At 61.2% G+C, this 11983-nt stretch carries 12 protein-coding genes; all 12 read left to right on the top strand.

From position 1 onward, the window contains the following. The first annotated feature begins 6 nt into the window (after positions 1-6). The 12 genes from CR152_RS30160 (at position 7) to CR152_RS30105 (ending at position 11957) form a co-directional block, all read left to right on the top strand. A complete protein-coding gene (locus CR152_RS30160) occupies positions 7-552 on the top strand; it encodes a head-tail connector protein (protein ID WP_099881165.1) in 546 nt (181 codons plus the stop codon). Beyond that, complete coding sequence (locus CR152_RS30155) at positions 552-899, top strand: phage head completion protein (protein WP_099881163.1); 348 nt, start codon at positions 552-554, stop codon at positions 897-899. Before CR152_RS30160 ends, CR152_RS30155 begins: the two co-directional genes overlap by 1 nt. Further along, the gene (locus CR152_RS30150) at positions 892-1368 is read left to right on the top strand and encodes an HK97-gp10 family putative phage morphogenesis protein (RefSeq protein ID WP_157778838.1); all 477 of its coding nucleotides are present in this window, start codon (positions 892-894) and stop codon (positions 1366-1368) included. Before CR152_RS30155 ends, CR152_RS30150 begins: the two co-directional genes overlap by 8 nt. Before the next feature lie 2 nt (positions 1369-1370). After that, positions 1371-1583, top strand: coding sequence for a hypothetical protein (locus CR152_RS30145; protein WP_099881159.1), 213 nt, complete (start codon positions 1371-1373; stop codon positions 1581-1583). Then, positions 1580-1981: a hypothetical protein gene (locus CR152_RS30140; RefSeq protein WP_099881157.1), complete on the top strand. Its 402-nt coding sequence runs from the start codon at positions 1580-1582 to the stop codon at positions 1979-1981. Before CR152_RS30145 ends, CR152_RS30140 begins: the two co-directional genes overlap by 4 nt. A gap of 84 nt (positions 1982-2065) precedes the next feature. Next, on the top strand, positions 2066-2527 hold the full coding sequence (locus tag CR152_RS30135; RefSeq protein WP_099881155.1) for a hypothetical protein: 462 nt from the start codon (positions 2066-2068) through the stop codon (positions 2525-2527). A gap of 104 nt (positions 2528-2631) precedes the next feature. Next, positions 2632-3060: a hypothetical protein gene (locus CR152_RS30130; RefSeq protein WP_099881153.1), complete on the top strand. Its 429-nt coding sequence runs from the start codon at positions 2632-2634 to the stop codon at positions 3058-3060. A 35-nt stretch (positions 3061-3095) separates the two neighbouring features. Then, positions 3096-3497, top strand: a complete 402-nt coding sequence (locus CR152_RS30125; protein WP_157778836.1) for a hypothetical protein — start codon at positions 3096-3098, stop codon at positions 3495-3497. A 48-nt stretch (positions 3498-3545) separates the two neighbouring features. Then, positions 3546-9518, top strand: coding sequence for a tape measure protein (locus tag CR152_RS30120; RefSeq protein ID WP_099881149.1), 5973 nt, complete (start codon positions 3546-3548; stop codon positions 9516-9518). After that, positions 9515-10438 (top strand): hypothetical protein, encoded by a 924-nt coding sequence (locus tag CR152_RS30115; RefSeq protein ID WP_099881147.1) that lies wholly within the window; start codon positions 9515-9517, stop codon positions 10436-10438. The genes CR152_RS30120 and CR152_RS30115 overlap by 4 nt, the downstream gene beginning before the upstream one ends. Further along, complete coding sequence (locus CR152_RS30110; RefSeq protein ID WP_157778835.1) at positions 10438-11289, top strand: hypothetical protein; 852 nt, start codon at positions 10438-10440, stop codon at positions 11287-11289. The genes CR152_RS30115 and CR152_RS30110 overlap by 1 nt, the downstream gene beginning before the upstream one ends. Further along, positions 11289-11957 (top strand): hypothetical protein, encoded by a 669-nt coding sequence (locus CR152_RS30105; RefSeq protein WP_099881142.1) that lies wholly within the window; start codon positions 11289-11291, stop codon positions 11955-11957. The genes CR152_RS30110 and CR152_RS30105 overlap by 1 nt, the downstream gene beginning before the upstream one ends. Positions 11958-11983: the final 26 nt, after the last annotated feature.

Here is an 11983-nt window from a genome sequence, read left to right as displayed (position 1 = left end):
CCAACGATGGCAATCCGACTGCTTACCCCTGATATCGCGCTGGCGGTGTCCATGGCCGATGCGAGCGCGAGCGCGCGTGCCAATGGGGCCGACCACGACGCGGAAATCGAAATCCGCGTGCGCGCGGTGACCGCCGAGGCCGAGCACTTCACCGGCCGCTCGATCATTAACCGCACGTATGCGGTGACGGCGCCAGGCTTCGCGGGGGTAATTCCGCTGCCGTCCTCGCCGCTGGTGGAAGTGGTCAGCTTGGAATACTTGGACGTCGACGGCGCCACGCAAACGCTGAGCGAAGACGCCTATGTCATCGAGCGTGATATCGAGCCGGGATTCGTCGCGCTCGCAGCTGGCGCGAGCTGGCCGGCGACGAGGGCGCATCCCCAGGCTGTGATTCTGACGGTGATCTGCGGATACGGACCCGACGAGACCACCACGCCGGCGGCGTTCAAGGGCTTCATCTTAGCGAAGGTGCGCGAGTATTTTGCGCCGGCTGGGACGCCAGAATCACCGCACCTTATCCGAGGGCTCGACTGTTTGAAGGTGCACAGCTGATGGCCGCTCCTTTCAAGTGCGACGAAAAGGTCACGATCGAGCAGCTTGTCGGAGAGCCTGACCCGGTGTACGGCACCGAAACGAAAACATGGGTTCCGATGCTGGTGCGCTACTGGGCCAATGTGCAGGACGAATTGCCGAGCCGCGCGGAAACGACAAAAAACGGGCTCGGTAAATCGGTCCAACGCACCCGGCTGCGCATGCAGGGCGCCCACACCGTCACTGGCGACATGCGCGTCATCTTGCACAGCCGTGGTGACCGCGTAATGCAGATCATCGCTGGGCCGGCGCTGTTGGATGACCGGGTTCACACAGAGTTTCAACTGGAGGGATATGCAAATGGCTGATCAAAATATTACCGGCGGCCGGGAGCTGGATGCATTTTTGCAGCAGTTCTCGGCCAAGTTTGAAAAGAAAGTCATGCGTGGCGCGCTGCGTGTTGGCGCGAACGAGTTCAAGGAAGAAGTGAAGGCCAACATACCGGTCGACAGCGGCGCACTGCGGCGCAGTGTACGGGTCACTACAAATGCCAAGGGCGGCCGCGTAACTGCGTCGGTCAAGATCGGCAACAAGAAGGCTTGGTACGCACAGATGGTTGAGTTTGGCACTCGCGCGCACAAGATCACGCCACGCGGCGCCAAGGCGCTCCGAATCGCTGGTTATGTCGTTGCCGACGCCGACCACCCTGGTGCCCGGCCGCGCCCGTTCGCGCGCCCGGCATTCGACGCCAGGGCAGCGCGCGCGGCAACCGCCGTGGGCACAGAAATCCGTTCGCGGCTGACTGCCAAAGGCATCAACCTTCCAGACGCAGGGTAATCATGAAAATTCTGATGATGAAAACCGTACAAGGCTCGCTTGACGGCGTAACCGTGCATGAGCTGAAAGCGGGAACCGAGTACGACACTGTTGACAGCCCGCGTGGCGATCGCCTGGCGAAGTACCACATCAAGCAGGGTGTCGCAGTTCCGGCCCTGGGCCGCACTGGATCGGTGCTGGCGCCGGAACCGAAACAGGCATCGCGCAAGAAATGAGCGCGGTTGCAATCGTTCGGGCGCTGTTGCTCGCCCACGAGCCCATCCTCGCCCTGGTTCCCGCCGCGCGCATCGTCGCCGGCACGGTCCCCGCTGGCGCGTTACCGGCGATCGGCATCACGGAGGTCGGCGGCAACGAACATGACACGGTGGCGCGCGCCGGGAACAGCCTGGTCACCTCGCGCGTTCAGGTCACCGTGTATGCGTCGTCCTATCCGCAGCAGAAGGCCGTGCTCAAAGCCGCCAAGCTTGGCGCCGGCGTGCACACGGGGCCGATCGCCGGGTGCGCGGTACGCAGCGTACTGCGCGACCTGATTGGCCCTGACATGGGAGACGACGCGATCCCGACGTTCGAGCAGAGCCGCGATTTCATGGTCACGTACATCGAGCCAATCTGATCTATCCAGCAGGTTCACAGTTTTATCAGCCCGCCCGTTTCGCAATCCAGCGAGCGGGCTTTTTTCATTGAAAGGTTCTACATCATGGCAGGCATTGATTTTGACACTATCGCCGGGACGAAGCTCTACATTGCGGACGGCGCTCCAACCGTAACAGAGGGCGCGGGCGCCGCAGCGGCATTCGCACTGCTCACCTGGGTCGAGTTCTCCGGCCTGACAAGCATCGGCAGCGTGGAAGGGCGCGAGTATTCAATGGCGACGCTTTCCACCGTTGGCGATGCTCAGGACCGCGAGAAGAAGGGCTCGTTCAAATTGCCAAACGCAGAATTTGAATTTGCATGGCTGCCGGACGACGCCGGGCAAATTCTCGCAAAAGCAGCTTCAAAAAACTACACGGTGCCTTCGTTCAAGCTCGTCGATCAGGACTTGGGGATCAACTATTTCACCGCGCAGGTCAGCACCTTCAAGCGCAATGGCGGCACGAGTAATGACGCACTGAAGGGCAGTACGACCCTGCTGCGCCAGACCGATACCGTCACCGTTTAACCATCACGGCCACCTGGCCATCACTAGCACCGGCTGTCGCCTGTCTCCTTCGTGGGAGCAGTCGCTGGCATGGGCATTTTTATTACCCACGCAAAGGAATCACCATGACCAACCTCAAAAAATACGCACTCGTTCCTACCGCTGTTCACCACCTGCGCGACGGCAACGACGAACTGATGTACGCAGACGGCCCGAACGGCCAGCCCGATGAATCGAAGCCGATGCGTGCTCACATGTTCGGCCCCGGCACCAAGGTCTACGCGAAGGCGAAGGCCGCCCAGTCGAACCGCAACATGGACCGCTACAAAAAGAAGGGTAAGTCGGACTTGACCGCCGAGGACCAGACCAACGACACCGCCGAATTTCTGGCGGCCTGCACGGACCGCCTGGAAAACGTCGAGGTTGACGAGCTGACGGACAAGGCGCTACACATGGCGGTCTATACCGATCTCGAACTGTGCTTCATCCCGGCACAACTGGATAAGCTGCTGAGCGATACCGCAAATTTTACAAAGGCGTCGCCGACTGCCTAAGTCTCTACGTTCGGCACTCGGCTTGGCTCGGCGCGGTGCTCGAACGGGAAGAAAGCGACAAATCGAAGGAGCCGGGCAAGTCCCGACTGCAAGTGCTGCGGGTGAGGTTCGGCGACGATTTCGAGCCGGCGATGCCGCCGCTTGACTGCGGCGAGCATCTGGTCAGCCTGCTGTGGAGTTGGGGGCCAACCATGTGCGGCAGCATGGGCGATTCCCCGCTTACGCATCAAGAGATCAGCTACTGCCAGATAAACACCGGTATCGAGCTGTCCGCATGGGAGGCCGAGACGCTTATCAAGCTTTCGCGCGAGTATTTCGGAGAATCACATCGCGCGACAAAGCGTGATTGCAAGCCGCCGTTTGCCGAATCGACGGAAGGGGAGCAGGTAAGACGCGCTGAGCATCAGCGAAAAATGAGGAGTTTCCTCGACGGATAGGCCAGCTTCGCGCTGGCCTTTTCTTTGCCCAAAAATTAAAGGAAAAGCATGATCGTCGGCGATATGGAAATCCGGTTGAGGGCAGACATCGCCCGGCTGCAGCGCGACATGGACAGCGCGCGCCGCGTGGTCGGCGACGCCACCACGAGCATCAGCCGCGCTGCTGACATGGCGAAGGCAGCACTCGCCGGTATCGCTGCTGGAGCCGGCTTGTCCCAGCTCATTCAAATGTCCGACGCGTATGCAAAGTTTACGGCGCAGCTACGCCTGGCGTCAGCGTCGGCGCGCGAATATGGAGCGGCGTACGCTGACGTCAAGCGGATTGCGACAGCATCCCAGCAGGCGCTCGGGGAAACCGGTGTGCTGTATGCCAGGATCGCCAACGGCACGCGTGAGCTGGGCACCTCCCAGAAGCAGGTCGCCGCCATCACCGAAGTCGTGAACATGTCCCTCAAGGTCTCCGGAGCGACTGCCACCGAATCGGCATCGGCGCAGCTGCAACTGGCCCAAGCGTTCGCTTCCGGGACGCTGCGGGGCGAGGAATTCAATGCTGTGAACGAGGCGGCGCCCCGGCTGATGAAGGCGCTTGCCGACGGTATGGGGCTGCCGGTCGGTGCCCTGAAAAAGATGGCCGAGGAAGGGCAAATCACTTCAAAGGTCATGGCAACCGTTCTGCCCGACGCCCTTGAGAAACTGCGGGTGGAAGCGGCCCAGGTGCAAACCATCGGCGGCGCATTCACCGTGCTCAAGAACAACATCATGGAACTGGTCGGCATGCAGGCCAATGCCAGTGGCGCGGTGGCCGGGCTCACCGGTGCGATAGGTCTGCTGTCCAGCAATCTCGCAGGCGTGGCGTGGGCCATGTCGACCATGATTGCGATCAAGGCTACAAACTGGATCGTCGGTCTGGCCACCGATGCGTACGCGGCCGCTGCGGCCAAGCGAGCGATGGCCGCAGCCACCCTGCAAACCGCCGTCGCAACCACCCAGGCGGCAGCGGTCGCGGCAGCCGCAAAGCTGGCGGAAGCTCAGGCCAACGTACAGGCCACGGCGAGCGCCGCCGCCCTCACGACAGCACGCGTGACCGAGCTGCGCGCTGCCGTACTGGGCGCAGCCGGTGCGACCCAGTTAGCTATTGCGCAGAACGGGTTGATCCCGGCGCAGGCACGCGCTGCCGCTGCCGCCGAGGCGCATGCCGTCGCACTCGCGGCGCAGGCCGTCGCCGCAGGCGGCGCCACCACGGCGTCAATCGCCAATACCGCTGCTATTACCGCGCAGGCGGGCGCGGCTACCCTGGCCACGCGTGCAATGGGCCTGTTGCGCGGCGGCCTGGCACTCGTGGGCGGCCCCATTGGCGCGATCATCATCGCCCTCAGCGCAGGCGCTCTTGCTTGGTCGAAGTGGGGCAAGGATGCCAAGGAATCCAACGAAACCGCGCTTGAGTCGTTTGACGATGCCCACGCGCGCATCGTCAAGGGCCTCGACGAACAGATCGACAAGAACGAAAAACTGCTGCGCCTGAAGAATCTCGGTATGAGCACCGCCGGCGCCGAAAAGGCCATCCCGGTGACTGAGCAACTAGGCGCCGCATCGAGGCGCTTGAATGCCCTGAACACGCGCACGGGCGAGTTCGATCCTAATAAGACGGGGATGAGCAACAACGCTATCGACCGCGAACGCGAAAAGACGATGGCGAATATCGCGGAGCTGACCCAGAAAATGCAGAAAGCTGAGCAGACTGGCGCCGCTGTGGCGGCCCAATCGGCCAGCGAGCGCGTGGCCGCATTCAAAAAGGAGTACGCGACCAAGGACGAGCAAATGAGGGCCGAACTGAAGGCGATCGAAGACCTCAAGGGAAAAACAGCAGAATACGACATGATGGTCAAGCGCATTCGGGATAAGTACGCTGACAAAGGCAACGTGGCAGCGATCAAAGCGGAAGCGACGGCGTACCAGAATCTGATGACGTCGATCGCGGAGAAAATCGCCGCCAACAAACTCGAACTGGACGGCAACAACAGACTGTCCGAATCGCAGAAGATGACGATCAAGCTGAACGCCGAGATCAAGACCGGGAAAAGTGCGCTGTCGAAAGCCTCGATTCAGGGTGCACGTGCAGAGATCGCCATGATGTCGCTGCAGGAGGACGCCATCGCCGCACAGGCACAGTCCTTGGCACTGAAAGAAGGCGTTGCGAGGGCATCGGAGAAATCGGATGATGAAATGTTCGACCGTATCAAGAGCGAAAAGAAGGCGCTAGAAGACCAGACCAAGGCGCTTCAGCAACAGATCGACGCATACGGCCTGACCGAAGTTGCCGTCGTCGACCTGGCGATTGCAAAAGCCCAGGCGGCGCTCGACGCCGGCCCGGCCACATACGCCGAACTGTTCGCCCTGAACGATCAGATTGCGAAGCTGGAAAAAATCAAGGAACTCACCGGCAAGAAGGTCGCGCTCGACCGGGGCGCCGGCGGCGTTGCGGCGGCCAAGGATCTGCTCGAAATCATGACTGCGATCGACGAGGTAACCAAGTCGGCCGCAGCGGGAATGGCCGAGTCGTTTGGCCGCGTCGGCACGGCCATTGGTGGGCTGACGACGGCGCTTTCTGGCTACGCGCGCGCTCAGGCTGCCATCGATGCTGAGCTGAAAAAATCGACCAAGGATGCCGGCGGCGACCAGGCCATGATTCAACGCGCCAACGCGCTCGCAGCGCAGCGGTCAGCGCAACTGCAGGTGCGTTCGTATGGCGACATGGCCAGCGCCGCGAAGGGGTTCTTCAAGGAGAACACGGTGGGTTACAAGGTATTGCACGGCGCCGAAAAGGCTTTCCGTGCTTACGAAATGGCGCTTGCAATAAAAAATATGCTGACGAAGAGCGGGCTGTTGACAGCGTTCACGAGCATGTTCGTCACCAGTAAGGCCACTGAAACAGCGGCGACGGTGGCCAGCGTCGCCCCCGACGTGGCGGCATCGATGACAAAGGGCGCTGCCGCAGCGGCAGTGGGCGTCGCAACGCAGGCGCAGGGCGAACCATACACGGCGTGGGCGCGTATGGCTGCCATGGCCGCACTGATGGCCTCACTGGGCTTTGCAGTCGCCGGAGGCGGCGGCAGTGGCGGCGGGCAGTCCGCCGCGGATGCGCAAAAACTCCAGGGTACCGGGTCGGTTTTCGGCGATACCGATGGGAAGTCGGAATCGATCGCACGCTCGCTGCAAATGCTGGAGGATCACAGCGGCAGCTTGGTCCCGATCAACCGAGGCATGCTCGCTGCGTTGCGCGCGATCGAGGCGTCAATGAAAGGACTGACGAACCTCATCGTGCGCGCGCCAGGCGTCGCCAACGGCACCAATCTTGGCATCCAGACCGGCCAACTCAACATCGGCAAACCGGTCGATGGAATTTCTACTGTAATGACCGAAGTCACGAAGGGCGTGTTCGGGCCGGGCCTGGGCGACAGGATCGCCGGCTTCGTCAATAACTTGTGGGGGAAAACGAAATCGAGCATCGTGGACAGCGGCATCCAGTTCGGCGGCAACGTGCGCGACCTGCAAGGCGGCAGGGGATTCGATCAGTACGCCAGCGTCGATGTTACGAAATCGAGCTTCTTTGGGCTGAAAAAGAGCACGACAAATACCCCGCAAACCGCTGCGTTGGGCGGTGAGCTTCCGGCGCAGTTTGGCCTGATCTTCAAGGATGTCGAAACTGAGCTTTCAGAGGCTGCCGTGGTGCTTGGCATCGGAGCTGATCACGTGACCAAGACCCTCGACGCCTTAAACATCGACATGACGAAGATTTCCATCAAGGGCTTGACGGGGAGCGCGCTGACCGAAGCGCTGAATGCCTCGCTCTCGAAGGCGATGGACGAAATGAGCGCTGCAGTGTTTCCAGACATGGAGGCTTTCCGTCAGGTCGGCGAAGGGTACACCGAGACGATTGTTCGCTTGTCTTCGAACTACGCGACACTGGACAATACGCTATCCTCGATTGGCATGACGTTTGGCGCGACTGGCGTTGGTAGCCTGGCTGCGCGCGAGAATCTGATCGCTATGGCCGGGGGCATTGACAAGTTGTCCGAGCAGACCAACGCTTTCGCAACCAACTTCCTCAGCGACGCGGAACGCCTGGCCCCTGTTCAAAAATACGTGACCGACGAGTTGGCGCGGCTTGGACGGGCCGGCATCAAAACGCGTGACGATTTCAAGGCGGCCGTGCTTGGGCTGTCCGAGAGCGGCGCGCTTGCCACAAAGGCAGGATCGGAAACGTACACCGGATTGATGGCCCTGCAGGAAGCATTTGCTGCGGTGGTGCCAGAGCTTGAGAAAACGAAGACGGCCGCCGATAAGCTGAGCGAGCGCGAAAGCCTGATCGATCGGCGTGACGAACTGACGATGAGCCCGGAGAAACTGGCAACGAAGAGCCGGGGCAAAGTCGATGCATCGAACTGGGATGTCTACGACGAAGTGGGCAAGCTTGAACTGGCGAACAAGCACCGGGCGCTGGAAATCCAGAACATGGAATTAGCTGGTGATAAGGTCGGCGCCTTGGCTGCAACGCGTGCCGACGAGATCGCTGGCTTAGATCCACTCACTGCCAAAATCATCAAGCGACGCAACGCATTGCAGGATGAGGCCGCTGCTGCAGCGTTGGCTGCCACGGACAGAAAGATCGAGATCCAGATCATGGAGCTGAGCGGCAACAAGCTCGGTGCTGTGGCTGCCGCGCGGGCAGACGAGCTGGTCGGCTTGGGCGCCTTGACGGCGGCGCTCATCAGGAACCGGAACGCGCTGCAGGACCAGGCGGCTGCGGCGGACAGCGCCGTCGCCGGCGCCAACACCGCCCTGGGCAATGTCAAGGCCGCAGTGGAACGCGACAAGGGATTCCTCGAGGCGGAGTATCAGCGAAAGGTCGAGGACCTGAAAGCTGTGGCGGACGGAACGAAGGAACAGATCAGCGCAATCAACGCGCGCGCTGATGCAGTGCGGGGAGTCCTCGGCAAACTGAACGATGCTCTGGCGTCGACTGTCATCGAAACGACCTTCTTCGACCGTGCGCAACGCCGCTCGGCGCAAGAGCTGCTGGCGCGCGCGGCGATCACCACGCGCGGCGGTGGCACGGCCGATATTCAGGGCCTGGACGAGGCGCTGGCCACCATCGCCAAACCATCGCAGCAACTGTTCGGGAGTTTTGAAGAATGGGCGCGTGATCAGGCCCGTACCGGCAGCAACATCGCCGCGCTCAAGGCAAACGCTGCGGCCGAGATCGACTTTGCTGCGCTGACAGTCGACTCCATCAACAAAGCCGCAGGTGCTGCGCAGGCCGGGGGCGAGGCGCAGCTCCGGATCATGGCAGATCAGCACAAGGCGGCGATGGCGGCGCAGGACAGCATCATCACGACTGCCCAGGCGCAGCTCGACCAGGCGCGCGGACAGAATACGACCCTCTTGTCGATCGCTGATGCGCTTCGTGCGTTCGGGATCGCTGTGCAGAGCGTGAAGGACACCCCCGCACCGCTTTCCGTTGAAGGGCTGTTCGAAAAGGTACTGGGTCGCAAAGGGCAGCAGAGCGGTATCGACTTTTGGAAAAAAGCGTACGGCGAATCTGTCGACAACACCGAGCTGGCCGACTTTATGAAGGCGGCGCGGCCGGAACTCGATGCGCGCAAGAACGGCACTTTGGCTGAATTTCTGCGCACGCACGGCGTTCCTGGGTATGCCAATGGCGGCGACTTCGGCGGTGGCCTGCGCTTGGTGGGCGAGCGCGGCCCTGAACTTGAGGCGACCGGGCCGGCGCGAATCTTCAACGCAGATCAGACCCGCTCGATGCTGGGCGGTGGGGGTAACGCCGATGTCGTCGCGGAGCTGCGCGAGGTGCGGCGCGAACTCGCTGAGCTGCGCGTGCCAATGGAACAGACCGCCGTGGCCACTGGCAAGTCCGCCGGCAGCACTGACCAGTTGGCGAAGCAGTTCAACAACGTCAGCGCCGGCGGAAACGTAGTTAGAGTGAAAGTGATTCCCGCATGAGCCAACCCTGCAGCATTCTGGCGCCGGTAGCCATTACCGGCGCCATGATCGTAAGCTCGACCGTACCGGAAACCGATTACGCTACGTTTTCGATGCTGAAAGCGTACACCCTGGGTGAGCGGTGCATCAGTACCGTGACGCACCGGATATACGAAAGTGTTTCCGCGTCGTCCAACGTGGGCCACGACCCAAGCGACCTCATCAATCAGTTCGGCTCAGTCCCGTGGTGGGTCGACCAAGGACCGACTAACTTGTGGGCGATGTTCGACGGCTACGTCTCGACGAAAAGCGCGGCATCGCCCTTGTCTATAACCCTGCGCCCGGGCTCGTTTAATTCCGTTGCACTGTTCGGGCTGGAGGCGGACGGGCTGAGCATCACGGTGCGCGACGCACCGGGCGGCAACGTGATTTACAGCTATGCCGATGATCTGGAAGGATCGGCGCCAGGCGACTACTACGAATATTTCTTTGATCGGTTCAAGCCCCAAACCGATTTCGTGGCGACTGACCTGGCCGCTTTTAACAACGCGGAAATAATGGTAACGCTGACCCGGGTTACTGGCCTTGCTAAGTGTGGGCTGCTTGCGCTTGGGGATATGAAGTCTATCGGGCTGACGGAGTACGGAGCGAAGGTAACGCCAAATTCTTACAGCTTTATCGATGTCGACAGATTCGGAAGAACCACGATCACCCCTGGGGCCAACACGACAGATATGACGTTGACGGCCAAGCTCGGAATCGCGGAGGCCGCAGCTGTATACGCAACGTTGAAAGAGGTCCAGTCGGTTCCTTGCGTTGTAATCGCGACTGATCTCGTGGATTACTCGCCTCTTCGTGTCTTCGGATTGCCGACCCCAACCCTATCGTTCGACGGCCCCGACCTCTGTACCGTTTCCCTTGATGTGAAAGGATTTATCTAATGGCTGTTGTTCCCCCTCCAACAATCACGCCCGTACCGACGCCTGTAATTCAACGCAACGATCGTACGACATTTTCCAACCGAGTGGACGCCTTCGTCACCTGGCTCATTTTGGCAGTTACGCAGTTTGGCGCCCTTGCCAGCAACGTTTTTGGCAACGCCACCGACGCTGCTGCCAGCGCGACCAGCGCAGGCACATCGCTGACCAACGCAAACTTAGCCAAGGGCGCGGCGGAAACCGCGCGCGACGCTGCCCAGACCGCGAAGGGCCTTGCGGAGATTGCCAAGGGTCTTGCCGAGCAGGCCCGTGACGCTGCGGCTGGGAGCGCGGCCATGGCCAGCGGAATCGTGGCCTTCGTCGACTCTAACTCGATTGCGAAGGGGAGCTCCGACGCATCGAAACAAGTGCGCTTCGAATGCGACACGCTGATCCCAACGGGCACAGTGGTCCCGTTGACGGTACCCGCCGCCGGCGGCACTATCGCACTCCTCTCCGACCTGCAAGAATTCGTTCGGTCGATGACCTTCTACGATAATGGGACCAGCCCGGCAGTCAATTACAACAACGGCGGTACCCAGCGCGTTGCACCACCCTCTGGGGCGAAGGCGCTTACCTTCACTAACTGGCCCGCCAGTGGTAAGCAGGCAAGTCAATTCCTCGAACTGGTGAACATTGGACTGGGCGGCACGCCGACATGGCCCGGCGGTACTCGCTTCATTCGGTATGACGGAGTGCTTCAGACAACGGCTGCCGCAGCGAATATTGCTTGGCTGTCGAGCGGTACCGATTACGTGATGGTATCGACCCGTGACGGCGGCACGACGCTTATTGTTTCGGTCCAGCGGGGTTAATGATGACGCCTATCGACGCGCGCCGGGCAGCGTTTTATGGGAGGCGCGCACGCACGCCCGTCACGCAAACCTTCACCAGCAGCGGCACCTGGACGGCGCCGGCGTCGACCGCGATGCTTGACAGCCTGGTCGGCAAAGGCAGTAACGGCGGCGCGGCGCCCCTGCTCAGCGCAAGCACGACGGTAGCAACGGTGTTCTGGTACATCGGCAGTGGTGGCACAAATTCCGGCAACTATGACTGGGCATCAGCAACGAATTCGGCAATTTCCCAGCGTAACGCGATCAACGCCGGCGGCAGCCCGAGCTACACCTTCTACAACATCAGCCAGCATTCAAACAACACGTACACGGTTGCCACTGCTGGCTACTCACTGTCGGGCGTGGTCGCGGGATCGGCCACGATTGTGTATGAAACCGGCTGGCTGAGCAGCGGAAATATCGCTGGCGGCGGGTCTTCGCAAAACTGGTCGGCCACGGTCAGCTGGAACTACTACGGCTCGCCGACGAACGGCAGCGATAGTACCGCGCTCGGCTACACCTTTGCCGGCGGCATCAGCGGCGGCGTTGCGCCGACTTCCACGCACTACAACATCGCCGTCACTCCTGGCAACGGATACTCCATCGTGGTGCCGCCAGGCGGATCGGTGACGATCAACTACTACCAGTAAGCCCTCCGCACTCCTGCAAACCATGG

Source organism: Massilia violaceinigra, from assembly GCF_002752675.1.
Classification (GTDB): domain Bacteria; phylum Pseudomonadota; class Gammaproteobacteria; order Burkholderiales; family Burkholderiaceae_D; genus Telluria_A; species Telluria_A violaceinigra.
The sequence above is the reverse complement of the archived record's forward strand: the minus strand, read 5'-3'. Positions and strand labels throughout refer to the sequence as shown.

Bases quoted from the DNA above. Each gene is read 5' to 3' on its own strand.
- CR152_RS30140 (WP_099881157.1), top strand. From the start codon at position 1,580: ATGAGCGCGGTTGCAATCGTTCGGGCGCTGTTGCTCGCCCACGAGCCC.
- CR152_RS30155 (WP_099881163.1), top strand. From the start codon at position 552: ATGGCCGCTCCTTTCAAGTGCGACGAAAAGGTCACGATCGAGCAGCTT.
- CR152_RS30120 (WP_099881149.1), top strand. From the start codon at position 3,546: ATGATCGTCGGCGATATGGAAATCCGGTTGAGGGCAGACATCGCCCGG.
- CR152_RS30110 (WP_157778835.1), top strand. From the start codon at position 10,438: ATGGCTGTTGTTCCCCCTCCAACAATCACGCCCGTACCGACGCCTGTA.
- CR152_RS30105 (WP_099881142.1), top strand. From the start codon at position 11,289: ATGATGACGCCTATCGACGCGCGCCGGGCAGCGTTTTATGGGAGGCGC.
- CR152_RS30115 (WP_099881147.1), top strand. From the start codon at position 9,515: ATGAGCCAACCCTGCAGCATTCTGGCGCCGGTAGCCATTACCGGCGCC.
- CR152_RS30135 (WP_099881155.1), top strand. From the start codon at position 2,066: ATGGCAGGCATTGATTTTGACACTATCGCCGGGACGAAGCTCTACATT.
- CR152_RS30150 (WP_157778838.1), top strand. From the start codon at position 892: ATGGCTGATCAAAATATTACCGGCGGCCGGGAGCTGGATGCATTTTTG.
- CR152_RS30160 (WP_099881165.1), top strand. From the start codon at position 7: ATGGCAATCCGACTGCTTACCCCTGATATCGCGCTGGCGGTGTCCATG.
- CR152_RS30145 (WP_099881159.1), top strand. From the start codon at position 1,371: ATGAAAATTCTGATGATGAAAACCGTACAAGGCTCGCTTGACGGCGTA.
- CR152_RS30130 (WP_099881153.1), top strand. From the start codon at position 2,632: ATGACCAACCTCAAAAAATACGCACTCGTTCCTACCGCTGTTCACCAC.